Source organism: Thermoanaerobacterium sp. CMT5567-10, assembly GCF_030534315.2.
Lineage (GTDB): Bacteria > Bacillota > Thermoanaerobacteria > Thermoanaerobacterales > Thermoanaerobacteraceae > Thermoanaerobacterium.
In genome coordinates, this window is the sequence record NZ_CP130558.2 from 768397 (window position 1) to 791490 (window position 23094).

30 protein-coding genes are annotated in these 23094 nt (G+C 46.0%); 2 read left to right on the plus strand and 28 right to left on the minus strand.

Annotated elements, in window-relative coordinates; translation table 11 throughout:
* Positions 1 to 10 precede the first annotated feature (10 nt).
* Genes Q2T46_RS04050 through Q2T46_RS04095 form a run of 11 tightly spaced genes read right to left on the minus strand, consistent with a single transcriptional unit; the run spans position 11 to position 8132 of the window.
* Positions 11 to 2299 (minus strand): phage tail protein, encoded by a 2289-nt coding sequence (locus Q2T46_RS04050; RefSeq protein ID WP_303264160.1) that lies wholly within the window; start codon positions 2297 to 2299, stop codon positions 11 to 13.
* Positions 2300 to 2326: 27 nt separating this feature from the next.
* Positions 2327 to 2518: a hypothetical protein gene (locus Q2T46_RS15520; RefSeq protein WP_399388097.1), complete on the minus strand. Its 192-nt coding sequence runs from the start codon at positions 2516 to 2518 to the stop codon at positions 2327 to 2329.
* Positions 2515 to 2898 carry a hypothetical protein gene (locus Q2T46_RS04055; RefSeq protein WP_303265812.1) on the minus strand — a complete coding sequence of 128 codons (384 nt, stop codon included), beginning with the start codon at positions 2896 to 2898 and terminating at the stop codon, positions 2515 to 2517. Before Q2T46_RS04055 ends, Q2T46_RS15520 begins: the two co-directional genes overlap by 4 nt.
* Complete coding sequence (locus Q2T46_RS04060) at positions 2898 to 3497, minus strand: major tail protein (protein ID WP_303264159.1); 600 nt, start codon at positions 3495 to 3497, stop codon at positions 2898 to 2900. Before Q2T46_RS04060 ends, Q2T46_RS04055 begins: the two co-directional genes overlap by 1 nt.
* A 5-nt stretch (positions 3498 to 3502) precedes the next feature.
* A complete protein-coding gene (locus tag Q2T46_RS04065; protein ID WP_303264158.1) occupies positions 3503 to 3847 on the minus strand; it encodes a hypothetical protein in 345 nt (114 codons plus the stop codon).
* Complete coding sequence (locus Q2T46_RS04070; RefSeq protein ID WP_303264157.1) at positions 3844 to 4275, minus strand: HK97 gp10 family phage protein; 432 nt, start codon at positions 4273 to 4275, stop codon at positions 3844 to 3846. Before Q2T46_RS04070 ends, Q2T46_RS04065 begins: the two co-directional genes overlap by 4 nt.
* The gene (locus tag Q2T46_RS04075) at positions 4262 to 4603 is read right to left on the minus strand and encodes a head-tail adaptor protein (protein WP_027622120.1); all 342 of its coding nucleotides are present in this window, start codon (positions 4601 to 4603) and stop codon (positions 4262 to 4264) included. Before Q2T46_RS04075 ends, Q2T46_RS04070 begins: the two co-directional genes overlap by 14 nt.
* Positions 4604 to 4606: 3 nt before the next feature.
* A complete protein-coding gene (locus Q2T46_RS04080) occupies positions 4607 to 4915 on the minus strand; it encodes a head-tail connector protein (protein ID WP_027622121.1) in 309 nt (102 codons plus the stop codon).
* 20 nt (positions 4916 to 4935) lie between these two features.
* The gene (locus tag Q2T46_RS04085) at positions 4936 to 6132 is read right to left on the minus strand and encodes a phage major capsid protein (protein WP_303264156.1); all 1197 of its coding nucleotides are present in this window, start codon (positions 6130 to 6132) and stop codon (positions 4936 to 4938) included.
* 13 nt (positions 6133 to 6145) lie between these two features.
* The gene (locus tag Q2T46_RS04090; protein WP_003516023.1) at positions 6146 to 6871 is read right to left on the minus strand and encodes a head maturation protease, ClpP-related; all 726 of its coding nucleotides are present in this window, start codon (positions 6869 to 6871) and stop codon (positions 6146 to 6148) included.
* Positions 6810 to 8132, minus strand: coding sequence for a phage portal protein (locus Q2T46_RS04095; RefSeq protein WP_303264155.1), 1323 nt, complete (start codon positions 8130 to 8132; stop codon positions 6810 to 6812). Before Q2T46_RS04095 ends, Q2T46_RS04090 begins: the two co-directional genes overlap by 62 nt.
* 107 nt (positions 8133 to 8239) lie before the next feature.
* Here Q2T46_RS04095 and Q2T46_RS04100 point away from each other — a divergent pair, with 107 nt between their 5' ends.
* On the plus strand, positions 8240 to 8644 hold the full coding sequence (locus Q2T46_RS04100; RefSeq protein WP_008409535.1) for a hypothetical protein: 405 nt from the start codon (positions 8240 to 8242) through the stop codon (positions 8642 to 8644).
* Here the strand turns inward: Q2T46_RS04100 and Q2T46_RS04105 are convergent.
* The 13 genes from Q2T46_RS04105 to Q2T46_RS04165 all read right to left on the minus strand — a co-directional run bounded on the left by Q2T46_RS04105 (position 8641) and on the right by Q2T46_RS04165 (position 17588).
* The gene (locus tag Q2T46_RS04105) at positions 8641 to 10290 is read right to left on the minus strand and encodes a terminase large subunit (RefSeq protein WP_303264154.1); all 1650 of its coding nucleotides are present in this window, start codon (positions 10288 to 10290) and stop codon (positions 8641 to 8643) included. The genes Q2T46_RS04100 and Q2T46_RS04105 overlap by 4 nt on opposite strands.
* 54 nt (positions 10291 to 10344) lie before the next feature.
* Complete coding sequence (locus Q2T46_RS04110; protein ID WP_014256686.1) at positions 10345 to 10539, minus strand: DUF5049 domain-containing protein; 195 nt, start codon at positions 10537 to 10539, stop codon at positions 10345 to 10347.
* A gap of 3 nt (positions 10540 to 10542) precedes the next feature.
* Positions 10543 to 11010, minus strand: a complete 468-nt coding sequence (locus Q2T46_RS04115; protein WP_094397705.1) for a gamma-glutamylcyclotransferase family protein — start codon at positions 11008 to 11010, stop codon at positions 10543 to 10545.
* A 61-nt stretch (positions 11011 to 11071) separates the two neighbouring features.
* Complete coding sequence (locus Q2T46_RS04120) at positions 11072 to 11971, minus strand: amidoligase family protein (protein ID WP_046499168.1); 900 nt, start codon at positions 11969 to 11971, stop codon at positions 11072 to 11074.
* Positions 11972 to 12112: 141 nt separating this feature from the next.
* Positions 12113 to 12343, minus strand: coding sequence for a DUF4314 domain-containing protein (locus Q2T46_RS04125; RefSeq protein WP_013782362.1), 231 nt, complete (start codon positions 12341 to 12343; stop codon positions 12113 to 12115).
* A complete protein-coding gene (locus tag Q2T46_RS04130; RefSeq protein ID WP_023062550.1) occupies positions 12340 to 12675 on the minus strand; it encodes a DUF6329 domain-containing protein in 336 nt (111 codons plus the stop codon). The genes Q2T46_RS04125 and Q2T46_RS04130 overlap by 4 nt, the downstream gene beginning before the upstream one ends.
* On the minus strand, positions 12668 to 13360 hold the full coding sequence (locus Q2T46_RS04135; protein WP_303264153.1) for a virulence factor: 693 nt from the start codon (positions 13358 to 13360) through the stop codon (positions 12668 to 12670). Before Q2T46_RS04135 ends, Q2T46_RS04130 begins: the two co-directional genes overlap by 8 nt.
* Before the next feature lie 116 nt (positions 13361 to 13476).
* On the minus strand, positions 13477 to 14730 hold the full coding sequence (locus Q2T46_RS04140) for a site-specific DNA-methyltransferase (protein ID WP_303264152.1): 1254 nt from the start codon (positions 14728 to 14730) through the stop codon (positions 13477 to 13479).
* A 5-nt stretch (positions 14731 to 14735) separates the two neighbouring features.
* Positions 14736 to 16034, minus strand: coding sequence for a site-specific DNA-methyltransferase (locus Q2T46_RS04145; protein ID WP_303264151.1), 1299 nt, complete (start codon positions 16032 to 16034; stop codon positions 14736 to 14738).
* Positions 16009 to 16191, minus strand: coding sequence for a hypothetical protein (locus Q2T46_RS04150; protein ID WP_303264150.1), 183 nt, complete (start codon positions 16189 to 16191; stop codon positions 16009 to 16011). Before Q2T46_RS04150 ends, Q2T46_RS04145 begins: the two co-directional genes overlap by 26 nt.
* Positions 16191 to 16742, minus strand: coding sequence for a P27 family phage terminase small subunit (locus tag Q2T46_RS04155; RefSeq protein WP_003515999.1), 552 nt, complete (start codon positions 16740 to 16742; stop codon positions 16191 to 16193). Before Q2T46_RS04155 ends, Q2T46_RS04150 begins: the two co-directional genes overlap by 1 nt.
* Positions 16743 to 16862: 120 nt before the next feature.
* Positions 16863 to 17222 (minus strand): HNH endonuclease, encoded by a 360-nt coding sequence (locus Q2T46_RS04160; RefSeq protein ID WP_303264149.1) that lies wholly within the window; start codon positions 17220 to 17222, stop codon positions 16863 to 16865.
* 135 nt (positions 17223 to 17357) lie between these two features.
* Positions 17358 to 17588 (minus strand): hypothetical protein, encoded by a 231-nt coding sequence (locus Q2T46_RS04165; RefSeq protein WP_303264148.1) that lies wholly within the window; start codon positions 17586 to 17588, stop codon positions 17358 to 17360.
* A gap of 303 nt (positions 17589 to 17891) precedes the next feature.
* On the opposite strand from Q2T46_RS04165, the gene Q2T46_RS04170 reads away from it, so the two are divergent.
* A complete protein-coding gene (locus Q2T46_RS04170) occupies positions 17892 to 18809 on the plus strand; it encodes an Abi family protein (protein WP_004464047.1) in 918 nt (305 codons plus the stop codon).
* Positions 18810 to 18960: 151 nt separating this feature from the next.
* Here Q2T46_RS04170 and Q2T46_RS04175 read toward each other — a convergent pair whose 3' ends face one another.
* The 4 genes from Q2T46_RS04175 to Q2T46_RS04190 all read right to left on the minus strand — a co-directional run bounded on the left by Q2T46_RS04175 (position 18961) and on the right by Q2T46_RS04190 (position 23088).
* The gene (locus Q2T46_RS04175; protein ID WP_311062406.1) at positions 18961 to 19416 is read right to left on the minus strand and encodes a hypothetical protein; all 456 of its coding nucleotides are present in this window, start codon (positions 19414 to 19416) and stop codon (positions 18961 to 18963) included.
* A 91-nt stretch (positions 19417 to 19507) separates the two neighbouring features.
* Positions 19508 to 19810 carry a VRR-NUC domain-containing protein gene (locus tag Q2T46_RS04180; protein WP_303264146.1) on the minus strand — a complete coding sequence of 101 codons (303 nt, stop codon included), beginning with the start codon at positions 19808 to 19810 and terminating at the stop codon, positions 19508 to 19510.
* Positions 19811 to 20110: 300 nt separating this feature from the next.
* Entirely contained in the window at positions 20111 to 22666 is a 2556-nt protein-coding gene (locus tag Q2T46_RS04185) for a DNA primase (RefSeq protein WP_303264145.1), read from the minus strand.
* Complete coding sequence (locus tag Q2T46_RS04190; RefSeq protein WP_303264144.1) at positions 22663 to 23088, minus strand: DUF4406 domain-containing protein; 426 nt, start codon at positions 23086 to 23088, stop codon at positions 22663 to 22665. The genes Q2T46_RS04185 and Q2T46_RS04190 overlap by 4 nt, the downstream gene beginning before the upstream one ends.
* Between the last annotated feature and the right edge of the window lie 6 nt (positions 23089 to 23094).

A 23094-nucleotide genomic window follows, 5' to 3' on the forward strand; every position in this document is an offset into this window, starting at 1 on the left:
GCCCCCTCCTCTACGCTGTGCTGAAGCGGCCCTGCGCCCTTGATCCGGTCTGCATCAGGTTGTACAGCTCCTGCGAGATCCTGCGGATGTCGTCTTCGCTCCTTACAATCATCTGCTGCACCACGATCAGCGGGCCGGAAGCTGAAGCGGCGGATCCGCCGCGTCCGCTTACGCTAATGTCAGGCGATATATTAAAGTCCGTCGGCACCATATTTTGCATATCGTCCGCCACTCTTGCCATGGCCTTGTTAAAGCCCTCGCCGAGGCCCAGCGCCATATTGCCGCCGATGCCTTCAAAAACGGTGGACGGTGAGCGGATGCCAAGGAAATTTTTCACGCCGTCCACAATTCCGGAGAAGAAACTGCTGACCTTGTCCCACAGCCAGCTTCCGAGGCTTTTGATGCCTTCCCAGATGCCCCTGACAATGTTTCTGCCGATCTCGACCACCGAAACGGCCGCTTTGCCCAAGCCTTCAAGAATGGCCGCAACAATCTGCGGAAGCGCCTTGACCAGCTCAGGGATGGCTTTGATCAGTCCAACCGCTAACTGGACGATGAGCGTTATGCCCATCTCGATGATTTTCGGCAGGTTGTTGGTAATATAGTTGATGATGGATGCAATTATCTCCGGCAGCGCCTCGATAAGTTTTGGCAAGGCATTCAAAAGGCCCTGCGCTAATCCCTGTATGATCTGAAATGCCGCGTCAAGGATTTTATCCATATTATTGAGAAGCACCTCGACAATGAGGAGAATGGCTTCGACAACAGCCGGAATCAGCTCCGGAAGCGCCTCCCCGATGCCGGATGCCAGCGTCGCAATCATTTGCACCGCGGCTTCCACCAAAGCGGGAAGATTATCGATTATGCCCTGCACCAGCGCCATGACAAGCTGCAAAGCGCCGTCGGTTATCTGCGGCAGGGCGTCGATTAAAGCCTGCAGCAGCGTTATGACAATCTGCACCGCCGCATCGATAATAACCGGCAGATTGTCCACAATAGCCCCGCCGATGGAGGTGACGATATCCAATCCTACCTGAATGAGCTTCGGCAGGTTTTCCATCAGCATATTTACAAGGCTTCCCACCGTATTGCCGATAACCTCGCTTATCTTCGTCCAGTCGCCGTTGGCTTCAGATAATCCACGAGTAAATTCCCCAAGAAGCGCAACTCCATCGTCGGCCAGTACCTGAAGCTGGGGAAGCAGCACGGTGCCCAGCATATTTTTTGCCGCCTCGCCGCCCGCCTTGAGCCGTTGGATGCTGTCGTCGAATTTGCCGAGGGCGTTCAGCGAATCCTCGCTCATAACCGCGCCCATGCGCCTGGCTTCTTCGGTAAGTTCAGCTATGCCTGCCGAACCCTGCGCAATCAGGGGATTGAGTTCCTGAGCCGACTTGCCGAAAATCTGCATAGCCAGCGCGTCACGCTCGGTTTCGTTTGATACCTTGCCGAGAGCGTCTATGGTTTCCCAGTATACGGTTTCACTGTCGCGCAGATTGCCGTTGGCGTCTGTGACCGAAACGCCGAGCTGCCGGTAAGCGTCCGCGATCTCACCGGTGCCTTTCCGTGCTGAAGACATGGATCTGACGTTCCTTGCCATGCTGCCCGTCAGCGTTTCCAATGAGACATCCACAAGCTCCGCGGCGTATTTATACGCCTGCAGGCTGTCGGTGGACATGCCGGTTACGGTCGAGGCGGTAAGGATCTCGTCGGCATAAGCCGCCGAATTTACCGACATATCCACAAGAGCCTTTCCCGCGCCGACCGCCACCGTACCAATGGCGGCCAGGGCCGCTCCCATGGCCACCCCGATCCCTTTCAAAACGCCGCCCAGTTTTTCGAAGCGCCCGCCTGCATCGTCCGCCTGATCCGCGGCCTTTTTGATCTCACTGCCAAATTCATCCGCCTGTTTTTCCGCTTCGTTAAACTCTTTTTCCGCAGTATCCAGCGCTTTGTTGTTTGCCTCCAGCTCGCGCTCCATTTTGTTCAGCTCGGCTTTGGCGTTGTTAAGCTGTATCTGCCAGCTTTGCGTCCGCTTGTCGGTTTCCCCGAAAGAGGAGGCGGCATTGACAAGCGCTTTCTCCAAGGTGGCAATTTTTTCTTTCTGCGCGTCGATCTCTTTGCTTAGCACCCTGTTTCGCGCTGTAACAGCTTCAATTGATTTATCCTGCTTGTCGAACTGGGATGCGACAAGGTTCATTTCACTGCCCAGCACCTTGAAGCTCTGGTTGATTTCCCGAATGGCATTTTTAAATTCTTTCTCGCCTTCAATGCCGATCCTCAGGCCAAAATCGTCTGCCATAAAACCGCCTCCTTTCCTGTAAAATCTTTAAATTCCATAGGGTATCACATCATCAATGGTCAGCACCCGCTTTGGTTTGGAAATACCTAAGAACTGCTTGTGGCACTCCCACAAGTCCAGCAGGTACCCAATAGGCATGAGCCATACTTCCTCCTCTGTACGGTTTAGCTGGACAGTGCCGTAATACAAAAGCCGAGTGAACAATTCCTCATCGCTCACCCGGCCGGTGTGTTTTTTAAGTCATCCTCACTTTGAACGTTTCTTTTCGTGCCTTTGAACATCGCTTCCATAATAGCGTCTTTATATGCCGCCAGCTCCAGCGGGGATGTAAGAAGTTCAACTGTCTCTTCGGTCAGAAGTTCCCGCTTATCCTGATTTTTCAGATTGTGTATAAGAATACTCTGGTTGGCCAGCAGTGTAATCAGCCATACCACTTCGTCCAGCGCCATTTCAAAGTTCTCCGTTTTCATCAGCTTGGTGCCGAGATTTTCAAGTCCGCCATACCTTTTAGCAATTTCCTTTGTCGCTCTGGTGGTTAGAATAAGCTGATATTTCTCGCCTCCGATGCTGATGCTTGCGCTTCTGTCCGTACCCTGCATCATTCACCGCCTCCTCCCACAGCAAAGACAGGTTCATAAACTTCCGTATACCAGCCGGTAATTGTGTCAGGCAATACACCGGGATCGTCCTCGCTGACCTCCGCCTTCCACGGATGCCTGCCCTGACCGTCCAGCTTGTTTCGCCGCATAACCGTCCCCTCGATAGTTGGCGTGGAAAATGTGATGCTGTCGCCTTTTGTTTGCAGATTTGTCGCCGGGATGCCGAATTTTACGCGGTACAGCCAGAAGTACCTGTACTTGCCATTGGCTTTCTTGGCTCTGAAGCCGATTGCCACCGGAGCGCCTCCGTCCTCGCTTGCGGAAATAAGCACCTTGTTGTCGTCAAGGGTAGCTCCCGTCAAAACCTCTGCAGCAGCAACACCGATGTCTGCAACTCCAAGAGATAAGGTACCGCTTTGAAATTCCTTGACCACTTCTGCCGCTCCGTCATCGGCATAAAGCGTCGCCTCGGCCAGCTCTACCGAAAGTTCCGCCGTAATCGCCTTAGCCAGCGGAACAGGCGTGTCATAGGTCTCTTCTCCGTTTTCATTCTCGGTTATTTTTGCATAATACAACCTGTCCAGTCCGATTGTCGCCATGTCTCTCATTCCTCCTTTACTTCGTATTCTCTTGCCACATCAATGGCATAGTGATGATAGCCGGTATCGTCCTCATGTCCTATATACCTCCGGTCGGTAATGGTAAAGCCCGCCTGGAGCAGTGCGTTCACTATCTCATTTTTGCGGGCGGTGTAGCTGCCCTTAACAAACAAAGACAGCCGAACTTCCTGCGTTTCAGCCTGAGGCCGGTTGTCTGCAAAAACCTCAAATGTATCTGTCATCGGGGTTATGACAAGGTACTCATCCGGCGGTACACCGCTGAATACGCCAGTTTCAATGGGGATGCCCAAAACATCCAATAACGAATTTAACTCTGACAATATGCTCATATCCGCCCCAGCTCCTGTTCAAGTCTTGTTTTCATTGCTTCGATGCAGGACTTCCTCGAAGCCGATTTCGCTGGTTTTAAAAACGGCTTTGCGGGCTGTCCCGATTTACCGTACTCGATGATGTTGGCAATCTTGGCGTTGCTTTCCCCGTCTTTTCTCGGCTCCGTAAAGCCGACCTTAATGTTATGGTTTCCATCCCTGTCCTGCTTGGCAGGGGAGAGGCCCAATGCGTTTACCAGCTCTCCGGTTGTTCTAGACGGGTATTTAGTGCCGCTTCCGATAACCGACTGCAGGTTGGACTTCACTTTGGAAAGCACTACTTCACCGCCTGCCTCAAGCACCCTCGGTATGATTTCATCTGTCCTTTCGCCAAGCTTGGAAAGCCGGAGCAAAAACTCCTCCGGCATCTTAACGTCAACTTTTGCCACTGGCCTTCGCCTCCTTCTCCGCAAGCACCTCAATGTACATCCCGCGCCCCTTTACGTCCTCTGCGCTGATGATGTTATATCTGCCATCGTTACAGACAAGCACAAGATCTGTGGTGATTTCAAGGTTCGGGATCTTGCGAAAACGAAACAGGGCAGACGCCTGTGAAAACGCTGCCCTGTTTGCCCATATTTCGCTGCCATGCCTGTCTTCCTTGTACGCCCTTACCGAAGCAAGAATAATATCTCCTTTTTCCGCAAAACCCTCGCTGTCCTTAACCGGCTTGGGGGAGATGATGTCAACAAATGTGTTCATTTTCCCGAAGCTCATCCCTCAAACCCTCCAGTCCTTGTCCAGCCGCAGCAGCATATTCACCGTATTCCACACCTGCTGCCCGGCCTGCACGTTGTCAGCAAAAAAGCCGCCTGTGCTGCCGTCCCGGCTTTCATAAAAGTGGGACGACAGCATGATGACAGCCTGTTCGGTGGTAGGCGGCATGGGGTTTTCGGCATAATACCCCTCCGGCTTTTTCTGGTAGCTTTCCGCGTAGGCTACCGCAGCTTTGATGTATTCCTGCAAAAGCGCGTCATCTTGGCTGTGCTGCAGTATGAGGTTGGCTTTAACCTTCTCTATAAGTTCCATGCCGCAGCCCTCCGTTTTCATTAAGCTGATTTCTGCTGCAGTATCTTGACTGCTTCAGACAGTACCAGTTTGCCATCTACACGTTGTGTTGCCATGAATCCAACTTGTCCGGTCGCAGCATACAACTCATTAAGCCGCTTAAAAACCCTGCCTTGACGGTCTGCCACCCAGTAATAAGAAAAATCGCCGAATACAATCGTTTTTGCTCCCGCGGCAATGGCAGGCATATAGGCCGACGTCCTGACCGGGCGGTTGAGGATGGTGTCAGGCGTTCCGGCGGTAACGGAAGGCTGCCAGAGGTATTGGCCGTTGTTGTCTTTAAGCTTCCTGATGGCCTTGACGGTTGAATCGTTCATTATAAACACCGCGTTTCTGCGGTAGGGAGACTTAAGGCTGTAGAACAAGTCCATGATCTCGTCAAGGGTAATGGCTGCCGCGCTTGCCGCGGTCACTCCCACCTCGCCGCCTCCGTTATTGGCCAAAATTCCCGTAGGTTTGCCGGAACCATCCCCGACAAAGAAAGCTTCCTCCTCTTTGGCCCCGATGCGGCGGGCAAACTCTTTGGCGATATACTGCTCCAAGTTGAATACGCTGTCGTTTAAGAGCTCCTCGGACACCTTGATCATAGTCGCCAGTTTGTAAGCCCCGATGGATACCTGCGCAAAGGAGTCGTCGCTTTCCGGAATCTGGCCTTCCTCGTCCACCCAGGATGCTGTGCCCTTGCTTGCCACCACCGGGATTTTTCTGTCTCCGCTGGACGTTGTAATGACATTGGCGATCTGCCTGAAGATATTCTCCTCTTCCAGCGCTTCCACAAGAGTACGCTCAAATTCGTCGGGGACAAGATACCCGCCTTCGCTTTCGGTTCCTATCTGCAAAGCGTTCTGTACGTCAAAACTGAGCTTGCTGCGCATGGCCTTCCAAAACGCGTTCCTATACTCGTCAGTTGCCCTGCCGGTTTTGGTTTCGCCTTGAGGAGCGGGTTTGTTGGTGATGGGATTGCTGACCGGCTTTGACAGTTCCAGATCAATGGCGGCCTGACGTTCGAGACGCTCTATTTCTTTCCCGAGCGCAACTACGTCGGCTTCCATTTTTTCATAAGTCGCGGTATCCTCCGGTGAAAGCAGTCCGTCGTTCCCGCGTTTGCTGTCGAGGAAAGCTTTAGCAGCTTCCCATACTTTAGCGCGTTTTTCACGCAGTTCCAGTATTTTGCTCATAATCAAATCCTCCTTAAGGTTTTAATAAAAAAAGCCGCTTTTCAAGCGACTCAATTGGTGTTCCTTTTGGTTTTTCTTTTGGTTTAAGCTTTTGCAGGATGGAATTTGTTACTGCCTGCCTGCTGAAGATCATTCCTCCTGATACTTCAAATTCGGATGGGAATGATTCATCCTCCATAAACAAGATTCCATCGGCAAAGCCAAGTTCCACCGCTTTTCTTGCGTTAAACCAGCTTTCTGCATCCATTAAGTGCGATATTTTTGCCCTGGAAAGTCCGGTTTTCAGCTCATAAGCGTTGATGATGGATTCCTTTATTTCTTCCAGCATTGCGATAGCTTTCTCCATTTCTTCCGTATCACCGATGGCTATTGTCATAGGGTTGTGAATCATCATCATGCTGACTGGTGACATAAAGACGTCACCTCCGGCCATAGCTATGACCGAAGCGGCGCTGGCTGCAATACCGTCAATCTTTACCGTCACTTTGCCTTTGTAATCCATAAGCATGTTGTAAATTTGATTAGCTGCAAATATATCTCCGCCAGGGCTGTTGATCCAGATCGTTATATCACCCTCTCCGGACAACAGCTCTGATTTGAACTGTTTGGGAGTTACTTCGTCTCCCAGCCAGCTTTCTTCAGCTATTGGGCCGTCAATATATAATGTCCGGCTGCCATCATCGTTTTGTATCCAGTTCCAGAAGCGGCGAACCGGTTTTGGTTTTTGTGATTTGTTCAACTTTTGATCCCTCCGTTTTAGCATTGTTTTTGCCTGCAAAGGCACCTGCATCGGCAAGCCTGGTCATGTTACCGTTAACAAGATACAGATCTCCGCCCAACTCCGCCGGAATCCGGTTCATGTCCTCAAGCTCGCGGATATCGTTAGCAGACATCCAGCCGTTCTGTCGAGCTACAGCATAACCATTCATGCGGCTTGCATAATCACCGCGCAGAAGGCCATCTACATTGAATTTGACAAAGTATGCCCGCTTCTCTGATGGTAAAAGCAGCGCTTTTTGGAGAGCCTGTTCCCAACGCACCACCCACGGGTCAAGCGTGTATTTAACAAATTCCAGAGATTGCTGTTCGATGTTTGAAAAGCTTGACTTTTCAAGATCTCCAACCATATGGGGAGGTACTCGGAATATCCGAGCAATTTCATTTATCTGAAACTTTCTTGTCTCTAAAAACTGTGCCTGTTCGGGTGGAATGCCGATTGGTTGAAACTTCATTCCCTCTTCCAGAACTGCAATGCGATGAGCATTGGCACTTCCTTGATAAACAGCATTCCAGCTTTCTCGCACCTTTGCCGGATCCTTTAATACGCCGGGATGTTCCAGAACGCCACCCGGATTTGCTCCGTTGGCAAAAAAGGATGCACCATACTCCTCACAGGCAATAGCCATGCCTATGGCGTTCTTGGCCATAGCAATAGGGGAGTATCCGATCAGTCCGTCAAAACCGAGTCCCGGGATGTGAAGAACCTCATCACTTCGTAGGTATATAAGGCCTGCTTTTGGATTAACCCTGCTCTCATCGCTGTCGCGCCGATAAGTGTAAAACAGTTCTCCGTTTGGAGCCCTGTCTACCGTCATTTTGTTTGGCAAAAGGGGATAAAGCGCCAGCACTCGTCCTGAACCGTCCCTAATAATTTGAGCGTAAGCATTTCCCCATAAAAGAAGATGACTCATCAGTGTTTCTCGGAACACGAATGAAGTCATCTCAGGATTTGGTTCGTCATGGAGCAAATAATAGAGCGGGTGGGTCAACGCTTTTTCTTTGCCACCGTCTTCTTTATAGCGGTACACATGAAGCGGAAGCCCGGCGATGGCTTCTGCAAGTATCCTTACACAGGCATACACTGCCGTTGTCTGCATTGCAGTCCGCTCATTGACAGTCTTTCCGCTGGATGTGCCGCCGAAGAAAAAGCTATATGCATTACCGAACAGACTGTTTTTCGGCTTATCCCTTGCTTTGAACAAACGGGAAAAGATTTTCATAGGCATCACTCTCCGATAATACTTTTTATAAATAACTCATTGACATCTAATTTTACATATGTTATATTACATATGTAAAATTAACTACCTGAAAGGGGATTTGTATAATGAAAGCTACTTTTAATGATTTTCTCAAGGAAAATCCTAATTGCTCAAAATTTGCCAATAATCCTGATGCAATTGCTATTTTCAACATTCTCTCGAAAGAAGAAAACATAATTGCTATGATAGATGCTTCAAATGCAGGCAAGCCAGCATTATCAGCTTGTGTCAGCGAAGTCGAGAGCTTTTTTGATAATAGCAATAACCCCACCATAGACTTAAGGGACGGTTTCACAAGAACTGTCATCGGTCGTATGGTAAAGTCGATTCTTGCACCATTTGGTTATGAACCTAGCGTTCAAAAAGACTTACCTAAGGCTACACCCGCTAAATACTTTACTTCAGCATCCTGTTATGAAAAAACCGGTACGGCTTCAATGCGGATTGTTCGAACTATAGAAGAAATTTAGAGTATTAAAAGCCCACGCTCATCATAGACTGAACCGATATTTTCTCCTCCATGCCTTAACGCGCGGTCAAGCGCCATAATTAACGCTACCGCACCATCTATTCTCTCGGTGGATTTTTCTTTATCCGGCTTAATGTTTCCGGCGGGATCGGTTTTGACATAGATATTGTCCATCATCCACCGCAGTACTGGATTACCACCATGGGCGATGCGTTCTTCCAATGTCAGCTTCATCAACTCTTTTGTAGGCGGCGACATATCCTTGAAACCCTGACCGAATGGAACAACCGTAAACCCCAAAGCCTCGAGGTTTTGCGTCATCTGAATTGCGCCCCAGCGGTCAAAGGCTATTTCCTTAATGTTATATTTCATTCCGAGTTCCTCAATAAAGGTTTCGATAAAGCCATAATGCACGACGTTACCCTCAGTGGTATATAAAAAGCCTTGCCTCTCCCAGACATCATAAGGCACATGATCTCTCCGCACACGCTGATCAATATTCTCCTCCGGTATCCAGAAAAAAGGTAGAATCTGATATTTATCAGATTCATCAAGCGGTGGAAACACCAGCACAAAGGCGGTAATATCGGTAGTAGATGACAGGTCAAGTCCTCCGTAACAGGTTCTGCCGCGCAATTTTTCTGCATCAACAGGAAACGCACACTTATCCCATTTATCCATTGGCATCCAGCGCACCGATTGTTTCACCCACTGATTTAAGCGGAGCTGACGGAATAAATTTTCCTCTGCAGGATTTTGCTTGGCATTTTCACAAGCCACCCTCAATTTTTCGATGTCGACTGTAATGCCCAGTGACGGGTTAACCTTTCTCCATACCTTTTCACTTGTCCAGTCATCGGTATCGGCTGCGCTGTAGATAACAGGGTAGAAAGTCGGATCTATCTTACGCCCTTGAAGAATATCCTCAGCCTTTTGATGTACTTCCCAGCAGATGGAATTGCGGTCTGTGCCAGCAGTTGTGATCAGGAAAAACAGCGGTTGTTTTCTTGCATCGCCAGATCCGTGAAGCATTACATCATAAAGATCCCTGTTTGGCTGAGCATGAAGTTCGTCAAATACCACACCATGGACGTTTAGGCCATGTTTTGTATATGCCTCCGCTGAAAGCACCTGATAAAAACTGCCTAACGGTTTATAAACCAGCCGCTTCTGTGACAGCATTGGTTTAATTCGAGATTTTAATGCCGGACACTGTTCCACCATATCTACTGCAACATCGAAAACAATGGATGCCTGCTGACGATCAGACGCACATCCATAAACCTCGCCACCATGCTCGAAATCACCACAGGTAAGATATAAAGCAATTGCCGCTGCAAGTTCGCTCTTACCCTGCTTTTTTGGAATTTCTATATAGGCAGTGTTAAACTGCCTGTATCCGTTAGGTTTCAAGATTCCGAATATATCCCGGACAATCTGTTCCTGCCAGTCAATTAATTCAAAAGGCATTCCATACCATTCACCCTTGGTATGCTTCAGGCAGTTTATAAAAGTAACAGCGGCATCAGCCGCTTCCTTGTCATATCGAGAACCTTCCGCCATAAACTTGGTTGGTTTATACCGTTTTAACTTCCGCAGCTTTGCCGCCTCCTTTCCTAAAATTGAGCAAGAAAAAAGGAACCTCATGGATGAAGTTCCTCTCCTTAGTGGATTTCTATGAAACTTGTTACGTTATAAACGTTATCGTTTGCCTGTCAGGATAAACTCGGCATATTCTTTCTTGTGTTCATTAAGAAATACTACTAATTCATAAAACCCCATTTTATATGCCTCTTCCTGTACTCTTGGCAAGTCAAACATATTACAGGCACCGCTGTCCCGTATGGCTATAATCTGCCGATAAATCTTATCAGTTATCAGATTCTCGTTACCCATGTCCTACACCTCTGACTTCTCTGCCGCTGAAATTGAATCTCTTACCGCTTTATTGAGAAACGAAATATCAAAACCCGCATCTATATAGCCCTGCCGAATCACCTCGTAATAGTAACGACCCGGTGCTCCCAAAGGTCTACCTTCATTCATGATATACACCATTGCGGGTACCCACTGCCCTTTGAAACGTACCTTAACCGTTTCTTTCCGGTATAGATGCGGATAACCTTCATATCTGTCCAGCGCCTTCTCATCATTAGGCATGATTCTCCAAAGCATTACCGGTACACTTTCACCTTTTTGTTTTTCTATTGTCGCTACTGCGCCGCCATTCCCTCCTCTGAATAACAGCCGGTATCCTGTGAGTTTTGCACTCCCCAGCACTTTTGCCGTTGGGCAGCGGTATGCCATCTGCCTTAAGTTCAGATTGCTTCCGTATGCTAAATATATGGTTCCTTTTTCTTTGCTCATCGTATCATCCTCCTTGTATTTACCAAGGCAGAGGCGGAGATCCACCCCTGCGCTTGTCTATCTATGCTGCCCGAAACCGCCATGCTGCGTTACCATCAAGGTGTTTGCAAAGATGCTCCCGGCAGTTTTTGAACTCATCACCAATAAGTCCTATGCGGTTGAGATATGTCCGCATGGCAAACTTCTCATTTTCAACCTGTGGTTTCTTGCTGGAAGCGCATTTTTGCGTTAACGCCTGATGGTTTAACGCAAGGGCAAGCACTATGTAGCTTCTAATTTTTCCCGCATGAAGTTCGCTGTTAAAGCCTCGAAGCTCAATTGTCCCATTGCCATTAAAAAAGCTGTGCAGGTTCAAAAAGTGGTATCTGCTATTATGGTAATGGGTGCTTCGGCTTTCGCTGTAACCTTCGTACCAGATGCTCTCAATCGCCGCCATGGTTTTGGGCTTACGCCGATTCATCTTCTCAACCAGTGCCGCATCCATCTTTTTACAAAACCGCATCCTGTCCGGCTCAATCTGCAATGCTTTATAGAAAAGGTCATTCTTGCTGGCGATAATGTTGATAAAATTACGGATGCTTCGCGGTGTGTGGTCTGCACCGTCTATATGGATATGAATTCCACAGCTTGTGTTTGCAAAACCTCCAGCCTTGCGAAGCCTCCTTATCAATTCCTGCAGGGTTTCAATGTCTTCGCGGTATGTCAGTATCGGGCTTACCAACTCGACGCTATATTCCCGGCCAGTCGCCACAATCCTGCCGTTTTCCTTTTTCTGAGTCCGGATGCTCCCGTCGCTCATGAATTTCCATATCCGTCCATCCGGTGCAATAACCTTTTGGGTATCGTAATAATCTCCGCTGGATTCAACCCTCCCTCCAAGAAAAGCTGCTGCAGTTTTTGCCGCTTGTTTTCTTGTCATCCCCGTCAATTCTACCTCGATTCCAAATCTCGTTGTAAGCATTGCGCTTTCTCCTCGCTTTCTCTGTGTTTTTTGCCCTTTGGCAGTGTACATTAGGCCATTGAAAACACAGGATAGCAAGGCAATTCTGCGTGAGTTTCCACTGGATTTTGAACAATTTTACACATCTTGAGTTGTGTACATTTACAGCTTTCTGATCACATCTATACCATAGGCTACACCCAAAGAAGAACCGCAGTCCCAGTTGATATGAACAGTTCCGATATCATCCACGAAAGATACTGTTCCTTGGTCTCCCGGTTTCAGCTTAGAATACGGATCATCCATGCAGATAAGCTCAACACGTGTTCCCGGCGGATACTGCTCTTTAATGCGAAGGACTGTTTCTTTTGAAGGGAAGCCTCTTGCACTCATAGTTCGTCCTCCTCTCCAGGATAATATGCGGCATACTTTGGGTAATCTCTACCATCCGGCATTACCAACACTCCATCAGACCGTCCCCGCTGCTTAACCAGCAGGCAACGCCACACTCCATCCTCATTAACGTGACAAAGCCCTTTATTTTCCTCAATGAAAATGCGATCAACACATAGGTCGGCAACGAAGTTATCATAATCAATCTTTGATAGCTCGATAGTTTTTACAACTACAAATCGTTTTCTCGTCTCATACCGATGCGGCACTTTTAAATCCTCTATTCTAAACGGATGCTTGACAAAGAAGGCGGTGCTATGAAAATCATTCATTTTCGTCCACCGCCTTTGCTCTGCCTTTCCGATACGCCCCGTTACCGGACAGCCTTGAAAGTAACACCTTGCGTTCAGTTTTGAAGTTATCACCTATAAACCCCAACCTAAGCAGGAAACAGCGAAAAGCATATTTTTCATTATCTGTTGGTTTTTCTTTTCGTAGTACTCGCTTCTGTAATTTTGCCTGTTCTGCCATCTGCTTTGCCAGCGTTATATAGGTCTGCACTTCATCAGCATTTAAAGTCGCGTTCCAGAAAGGGAAGGAAATCTCATCATTTTCAGCTAAGACTACAAGTTCCCCCTCAATCAACATTGCCTTCTTTATCAATGTCTCTTTGCTGGCCAGCATATTATTTAGGTTTTCAAGGCTAATCGCGCTAAAGCCCTCCAACGAAAGAGTAATTGTCATGGTCCCCTCTGCTGAAAAGCCCTCCACATTCAACGTGTCAATAACTGAACGGATGGTTTTTATTTCATTGAGACTGATTTTCGGTGAGTGAACCACACTGTCCCTGTCAATCGTCCAACTGCCAGCAGATTTTTCGTCTTTAATCTCATACAAAAACTCCGGTGCTCCGGCATAGCGCACCTGGCCTTCAAGGGCTTCAGCTATGACCGAGGCAATGGCTTTTCTCTCCTGACCGACAATCTTCTGTGAAAAGCGAATGCTGTTATTGCTCATGCCATACACCTCCCCTCAAATAAGCTAAAACATTTTTGATTCCCATAAAAAATCCCACCTTTCCTTTTTGGTGGGGTACATTAACGCTCTGTTTTGAGGGGAAAGCAAGGACATTTTTAATCAATCTGTGTTTCCGCGTAAGGTATTTTTTCACTACCTGTTACCAAGAATACTGAATCTGCGCCAAATTGTGAAACATAGCGCTTTACAATCACATCGCAGTATTTCGAGTCAAGCTCCATCATAAAACAAACCCGCCCGGTCTGCTGTGCCGCAATCATTGTCGTACCAGAACCACCGAACAGGTCAAGAGTTAAATCTCCAATATGGGAACTATTGAGCATTGCCTTTGCTACAAGTGATACCGGCTTCATGGTAGGGTGCTCCTCCGATACTTTAGGACGGGGTATCTCCCAAACATCTGACTGTTTACGGTCTTTAAGCGGGCAAAGGCGTGTTCCTTCAAGCCAACCGTACCAGATCGGCTCGTACTGGGTATGATAGTCCTTTCTTGACAGTACCAAGCTGTCTTTTTTCCATATAATTGTGCTCGACCAGTGATACCCTACCTCCCGCATGACGTTCATCAAACTGCCCCATTCCTGAGCACTCATTACTATATAGGTCATGCATCCGGCTTCAGAAACCTCTTTCATGCATTTAAAAGCGCGCAATAAAAAAGCGCCGAATTCTTCGGTGCTCATATTGTCATTTAGAATTTGTCTTGGCTTCCAGCTTGGATGCCTGGTATCTGAACCGTAATCAACATTCCATGGTGGGTCGGTGAAAACAAATCTCGCCTTTTGTCCGTTCATCAGCTTTTGCACATCTGAAAGCATGGTGCTATCACCGCACATCAGACGGTGGCTGCCAAGTACCCATATGTCGCCCTTTTGGGTAACCGGAATTTTAATCTCTGCAATTGCCTTTTCTGTATCGAAATTATCCTCTTTGACATTAGCGGTTGATTTATCACGGAACAACTCATCAATTTCCGCAGCATCAAACCCGGTAAGAGAAACGTCAAAACCATCTTCATTTAAATCCATAAGCAGATCGGTCAAAAGCGGAATATCAAACTCACCACTGATTTTATTCAGCGCGACATTGAGCGCCTTTTCCCGCTGTTCATCCAAATCAACTACAACACAGTCGATCTCCTTATACCCCAAAGCTGTCAATACCTTATATCGCTGATGACCACCGACAATATTCCCGGTGCGTTTATTCCATATGACCGGCTCTACATATCCAAACTCTTCAATAGACCGACGTAATTTTTCATATTCAGGGTCACCAGGCTTTAAATCTTTCCGCGGATTATATTTAGATGGTTTTAGTTTTTCTGTTGGTATTTTCAGTATATCCATAAATCTTAACCCTCCAGTTTGATGGCTTTTTCACCGGTGAATTCCTCCCAGCGCTTAACAGCTAAATCACAGTAAACAGGGGATAACTCCATTGCGTAGCATTTACGCTCGGTCTGTTCAGCCGCAATTATAGTAGTTCCGCTACCAGAGAACGGCTCAAGCACAATACCGCCATTGTCGCTGTGCATTTTGATGCACCGCCATGGAAGCTCCACAGGGAACATTGCAGGATGCTCCTTGTTTGCCCGTACAGTGGTCATCTCCCATATCCCAGCATAACCCCATTTCTTGCGTTCTTCCTTTGTAAGCCGTTTCACAAATTTATAACTGTGTCCCGCAAAGGCTGAAAGCCATACATATTCCTGATCGTTATATTCCTCAACTTCTCCTTTATTGCTGAAGGCTGAAATATACTCATACTGCTGAACCGGCTTGTTTGAAACAAGATGATAAGGTCCTACGCCGAAATTTTGCCCTTGTTTCTTCCAAATGCGGATCCAGATAGGGCGGTAACCGTTGTCCAAGAACATATTCACGCTGTAAACACTGGTGGGTTCAATAAACTGAGAGCCGGTGGCATAGAGATCACCTAAGTTCCAGCAGACAATATCTGCATACCTGCACAGGTTTCTAATCACTGGGCGTACTGTCTCGAACCATGGCTCAATCCCGGCTTTTTCATATTCTTTGCCTACCCCATATGGAGGGGAAGTCACTGCCATCTGTGCGTGACACCCTTCCATCAACTTCTCAAAATCCTCATCCTTAGTAGAGTCGCCGCACATCAAGCGATGATTTCCGAGAATCCAGATGTCGCCCCGCTTCGTTACAGGCTCGCGCTGCACAATTTCCTCATGCGCTTTATCTATGTCAAAGCTGTCTTGTATCGCCTCTTTGGAGTACCATCGGTTAAGCAGTTCGTCTATTTCAGAAGCGTCAAACCCTGTAAGCGAAACATCAAAGGCACCTGCGTCCAACTCAGCCATCAGTTCAGCCAGTTTATTCTCGTCCCACTCTCCCTGAATCTTATTAAGAGCAAGATTAAGCGCTTTTTCTCTCTGCAGGTCAAGATCTACAACGACGCAATCTATCTCTGTCTGTCCCAAGTCCAGCAAAACCTTTAAGCGTTGATGCCCGCCTACCACATTTCCTGTTTTTTGGTTCCAGATAACAGGCTCCACATAGCCAAATTCCTCTATTGACCGTTTTAGCTTTTCATATTCCTTATCGCCGGGTTTTAAATCCTTGCGCGGGTTGTATACTGCTGGATTAAGTTTGTCAACAGATATTTTTTGTATGTTCATGTTGCATTCTCCTGTTCAATATTTTCTCAAGACCCTTTTTAGCACCCTCACACTCTCCGTTTATTACTTGTCCCCGCAGGGTCTTAAACTGCTGCCTCGTTAAATGGTCTTTATATTTTCTAACTTCTCTAAGAAAGCATGACTTTGTTTTATTCATCAGCCACCCCTCCTGGCTGTCAGGAGTTTTTCCATCACATCATCGTGAGGAGTAGCCCCTTTGTATTCGGTAGCACAGTTTTCCCGCACAACTTGATAAATCTGATACCACAGGTTATTGGCCTGTTTCATGAAACTTTGGCTCATGGCCACATAAGGTGACGGGATGGCATTGCCAGTCGTCGGATGCTTGGCAAGAAAGCCAAATTCAGTGATACATTCCTCGCACTGGATCCACCGCGCTACACTCTGGGCATATTGCTCTATAAGCTGCGCAGGGATAAGGTGAACACACCTACGTTCCTTAAGCCACTGCCATGTTTTTTCGTATATTTCCACCGCCAGTGTTGTTTTTCCGTTCTTCTGCTTTGCAGCAAGATAATCCCTCGGTGGCGGCATGCTCTCTCCTTCCAGTTCCGCAGCATCCGTAAACTCCATTACCATGAGCTTTCGTCTGCCGGGGTTTCCTTCCAAAATCTTATCCGCCAGAGGCTTTTTCTTCTGTCCTGCACCAATACGTGCCCCGCCGCGGTTGGTACCGTCCTTTGCCATACACATCACCTCGATTCATGTAAAAATAAACAGGGGATATACCCCGTTTGAAACTGCGATTTTTCGCGCGTGACCCCCCGCCCGTTGCACGAAACATATCCACTAGAGATTTTGACCCCCCTACCGTCTTGCCCACCGCTCTCCTTCGCGGGCAGTGATCGAAGAGTGACATCTTTTACACAGGCTCATAAGGTTGCTGTCTGCATTGGTTCCGCCTTTAGACAAAGGGATGATATGGTGCACCTCTTCGGCCGGAGTGAGACTTCCGTACTTTTGACACTCCTCACAAAGCGGATGCTCTGAGATATATCTGTCTCTGATGCGTCTCCATCTCCGGTCATAGCGTTTTCTTGTTTGGGGATCTCGTTCATATTTGTTGTAATAAGCATCAACTTGCTTTTGATGCTTATCGCAGTACCTTCCGTCCGTCAGCTCAGGACAGCCGGGAAAGGAGCAAGGCCTTTTTGGCTTTCTTGGCATCTTGGCCACCTCCTTTACGGGTATAAAAAAAGCCCTCACGGCTTCATCCCATGAAGGCTTATCCATAACTTTTCACAATACCATTATATTCGGATTTTTATTGAATTTCATCTCATAAAAATCTCATATAGAATACTAAACAGCACATTTACTTTTCGCCCATGGCATTCTGCCGTTATAATACTTATCCGAAATATACCGCTGCATATCGGATGGTAAAGCCGCCAGCAAACGGTAAACCTTTTTCCTGTCTTCCTCTAAATCTTGGGCGCTTTTATAGAATGAACATTTCTCTTGTTGACACTTGCGTACAGTCAGTATATTGCAGCTATTCTTTCCGTTACTGCCAAAACATTTATCGACCATCTTTCCTCCCTCCCGTTTTATGGCATAAGAAATAGCCCCGAAGGGCTTATGCATTTTTATGTCATTTTTCCACGATATCATTATATTTTGGATATCTGTATTTTACATCTCATAAAAATCTCATGCATAATTGACTTTATTCTATGCAGACTATAAAATATTTATATAATCAAATTCTTTGAAAGCATTTCGCAAAGTATTGACAAATCATGTGCCATGGTGTAATATAATATTAACAAATCCCACAGGCCTCTGTCGTTGACATGCACACTTAGTGGGCTTTTTGCATTTAAGGAGAAAAATATGGATACAGTAAAACCGTTCTTATCAATTGACGATCAGATAAAGTTATTGAAAAAGAGGAAATTGATCATTAACGATGATCAATACGAAAAGGCGAAAGAGTTTCTTTTGAATAACAACTATTATCGAGTAAGCGGGTACTCTTTAACGCTACGTAAAAACGATACTTTTTTTGATAGTGCTTCATTAGAAACATTGATGCAAATATATGAAGCCGATCGTCGTATGCGACATATAATGTTATCGGTTATTGAAGCAGTTGAAGTTCGAATAAAATCAATGATTGCTTACTTCCATAGCGAAAAATATGGCCCTTTAGGTTATCTCGATATAAATAATTTCTGCTGTACTAATAATGGTAAAATTGATCTACCAATAATAGAGAATTACCTTTACATAACTAGAAAAGCAGATTCTCAAAAAAATGCAATGACAGAATCAGAATTGTTTCTAAAACATCATAAAGAACACAAAAATGATATTCTACCATTTTGGGTTTATGTCGAAGTTCTCACCATATCAGATGCCTCAAAACTATATACGATTTTAGACGAAGAATTACGAAAAACTATAGCCCTCCATTTGGGCTTTAAATCGAATAATAGACATAAGATTGTTGAAAATTTATTGCATTGTATTACCATTCTCAGGAATATTTGTGCTCATGGTGGACGTTTATATAACCGTCTATTTACTAGAAAGCCTTGGCTTTCAAAAAAGGAAAAAAGTCTTCTCCGAGTCGAAAATGGCAATATAATTTACGATAAGTTGTTTTCATACATATTAGTACTTAAATCAATCACTCTTCCTCAAGACTTTAAGCTGGTTGTTGAACACATAACTCAGATACAAGAACAATATCCTTTGGTTGACTTTAGGCATTATGGATTTCCTGAAAATTGGCAAGAAATACTGTAATAAATTCATACTAATTATGCATATTAATAAATAACAGATCCTACGAGCTTATATTAAGCGCAATACAGTAGGCCATAAAAAATACCCACTTAGGTAGATTGCTCTATCTAAGTGGGTTTCCTATTTATATGCAAAATGATGTTATCTTAAACTACTTCCCATATAAAAGCAGTGCCAGATGATTAAGTGCCTTGTCCTTCCTGCGGTACACCTGTGCTCTTTCAAGAAACAGTTTCTCTCCGATGTTTGCTACGGCTTCTGTCTTGCTCACATCATTGACGAAAAATTCTGTCAGTATAAACTGTTCTTCCTCCGACAAGGCTTCCCATGCAGGCTTGAACCACTCCATATATTCCAATGCCCGCCTGTAACGTTCTTTCAATACATCAATTTCGTCAAGGCAAGCAGCAAGGCGTTCTTCGCCGCTTTTGGGATTATGTTTGACCGGAACTCCGGTAATCTTTGCACTATGTGGGCTTGTCATACGGGTTTCAACTTCATATATATCCTCATCACTGTGATCGATAATGTACTGCATGCTGCTGTAATCTTTCAATGCTTCAACAGCAGCCGCTTTTTTATCTAAATACTGCCATGCAATCAGCATATCGCACCTCCAAAAAATCAAGATAAAAAACCTTGATCTTTGAAGCAGTGTGCTTTTTTGCATTGCTTTGCAGCACTTATTTCCTTGTCCGTTATTGCTTCGTTCCTTGCAGAAGGTCATGCTTTTCCAGAATAACCTTCACCTCATCTACCGAATGGACAATCGCTACCACGCCTCCGGCATTGAGGATTTTGCTAATAGTGGCTCCCTGCAGTTTTGTTGCCTTTCCCGATGGGGTTTTTACTTCAAAAGCTATAAACCGCCCATTTACACAGGCAATAATGTCCGGTATCCCGGCTGTGCCGTACATACCGCCATGTTCTTTCCAACAGAAACACCCCGGTATAGTCTTTAAGTACCGGAGGATTTTAGTCACAATACTTTTTTCGGACATAACCTCTTATCCTCCAAAAATGTTACCTTTTTTCCTCTTGTAACCTCGTAATATCCAAAAAGGTCATTTCATAAATCCGCTTTCCAAGCGCTTTTCAGGATTTTGTTACCTTGTTACCTCTTTTTGGGGTAGGTGTATACACAAATATTTTTATTTTTATATATTTTTTATTCTTAAAAAGCAATGGTACTTTCGCGCGTATATATAAAGTTGAGGTAACAAAGGTAACATAGGTAACAAGTGGCTATTCATCAGCGTTTCGGGTGTTACCTTTTTGTTACCTTGTTACCTTTTTCGAGGTTAAAGAGGTTCAATATCTGTGATCTCAAAGCCGCTCACATCGCATCGCTCTTTCAATATCGAAAAATCAAGAGCCCACGCTTTCTTAGTTTCGTTCCCGAAACGCATCGTTTTATTGCTCTCCAGAAAAAAGTCACTTTGCCTCAATTGCTTCAGAAACTGGTTATATGGAAGGCATTCCCCTGTGACTGCATAATCGCGCCTATACTTGGTATAGCGGTCATATACATCGCAGAAACGAATCCCGATAACCTTGCCGCCTTTATCAAAAGTGTAATCCTGATTTGGAGCCAGTTTCATCCGGGCCATGATTTCCAGGGTCTGTTCTACAATGGTCTTGTTATTGCTGCCGCCATCCAGCAAGTACTCCTGCACACCGTTTTGAAGATATCGAATACATGCCCCTTTGTTAATGGGAAATACTTCAGCCCACGTTACATTAAGGAATTCACACAGTTTGTTTACTAGGCTCAATCCGGCATAGCAACAGGCGAGATTATTGACGATACGAGATGGAAACTCATCAGATATCTCTGACTTTGCTTCCTCATACCACTTCTCTGCCTCAGCAACCGATACTCTGAGTGCTATATCCAGCAGGCTCCGACCGAAGCTGCCAAGCAGATCCGCTTTTGCACACAGCTTATAAAATGCTTGTCTATGGCTGGCTGGTTTTAAGTCCTTCTTGCTGAATAGCAATTCTATGCTCCGTTCTCTGATGGCCGCTTCATCCGGCGATTCCTCACCAGCTACAATAATAGGCGCCAACAGTTCATAAGTAACAGCACTTTGATCCGCCCTACCGCGGACACCTTCATGGCCGTCATATGCATCTCGAAGATGGTTGTATAAGGCATTTAGCCTTAACTTATCTATCTTTGAAGGCTTGAACTCATCCATCAACTGCGGTATCAGATTCGATGATGCAGATTCCTTCATCAGCGTAAATGCAGTAACCTGTGTAGCCGCGCGGATTTTACTGCATGAAAATACCGGCAGAATAACCCGCTCCAATGTATTACTTTTTCCGCTGCCTTGTTCTCCGACAAGCAATAAATGAGGAAACTTGATACCTGATTTTTTTAGATGCGGTTTGATAAAGCACCCGGCCACCCAGGCCATTACTGATACCGTTTTTATGGGTTCGTTATAGCTGAGAAGCCATTCACCAAGCATAATAAGCTGTTCCTTTGTCAATGGTTCATAGGTTAGGATATCGGTTGTTATGCTTTTATACTTATCAAGCTGTACGATATCTTCAACAATGTTGCCTCCTGCTTCAATGGCACCATCCGTTGAAACATATACCATCCGCCCGCCATGCTCATAAATCCCAAGAGCCTTGACCCCAGTTTTTTGTACCCACTCCATTTCAGATATATAACCTTTCAGCAGTTCCAAATCTCCTTCTGAGCCAAAATAGCCTAAGGATATTGTCCGGCGGTTCAAGATATTTTTAAATTTTTGGATGTTATTGAAGTCGGTAGTCATAAATGTCTGGCGGTATATTTCATCACGAATTGTAATAAGATCAGCAGTCATCTGCGTTTCATCTTCTGATACAATCATCTCCACCGGTTGAATGATAAAGTTTGTTATAGGATACACACTTTCGCCTCTGGTGCGGTAATACCTGCCCTCATGTTCAAAGATAACTGACTCGCTTTCGCGGCTGTATACGTTCTCTGTGACTTCAATGGCCTTATCCAGTGTCTCCTGCCCATATGTTGCTCCACTTGCATGATGTACCGTATCCCACTTTTCCCGGAATAACCCGGAATTTCTAAACAGCCTGTCCATCTGCTCTTTGTTTTTGCCTGACCAGAAAGCTAGCATACAGCAAAGGGCAAGGTCGGCTTCGGAATGGCTCGGATACCCTGCTTCCTGCCATTTTCCTTCCCATAGCAGATTAAATTCCTTATGGTTTTCGGCTGTCCGGGCTTTCTCCAGAATTTCTTCATCTGTAAGCGGCTCTAGCTTAACCACCTTACTGTCTTTCTTGCTTTTTCCTCTCCGCTTTTTACTTTTGATATAATTCTCATGTATCCAGGCTAGAGCTCCATTATCTTCAGCAATGTAATCAGGAGTCCCTGGCAGTCGCTCGCCAGTCATTGTGAAGTATCTGCTGTGGGCATACATTTCAACGCCGGTTTTAGTGTTTTTATTGCCCTTAGCAGGCATCTCCCCTTTATAGAAAATATGAAGCCCAGTTCCTGAAGGGCTGATTTCCGTATAGGACGGAAACCGCTCAAGGATATCCTTGGCGGTATCGCTTAATTCCCCAGTGTTTTTGTCGCGGCAGTGATCTATGTCTATCCCCACTAAACCTCCGCTTTTTGCGAATACAAAACCTAATCCGGTATAGAGGTATTGTTCTTTTGCCGCAATCGCATCGTCAAGCGTCGACCAGTCGTTTGGGTTAGTGCTTGAGGCTTTTCTACCAGTTAAGGGATTATAAGGGATTTTACTGTCTCTTCCGTCCTTTGTGTTTGGTTCCAGACGCCAGCAGATCCATTGCTTCCGGTTTGCCAATTCTTTAGGGAATGAGATGCTCATTTACACTGCACCTCCTCGCATCGTTCATTAAAATACCGGATCGGAATGCTGCGCTGCTTTGCCTTTTCAATCTCAATGGACATCCCTTTAGTAATTTTTCTGCCAAATACCCACACTTCTGAGCACTTTGACATCAATACCATGCCAAAGTACAAGCCCAGATTTCGCATTTGTTCATCATCGTCGTCCATAAACTGCGGAAACAAGAGGTGCGGAGCAATAGGTATGCAATTCCTGCTCACTGCAAAGCGGCAGTACCCCTGAGCCTTACGGATATTACGTTCTATATCACCAGTATATGGGCTGCAGATAAATACCATCGGTCTGTAAGGCGCTTTCCTGGCTTCCCGTTCAATCCGGAGCAGTGCTTCATAGGCTGTGGGGTCATAATATCCTTCCACGTTAAACTTGCTGATGCTCATGGTATT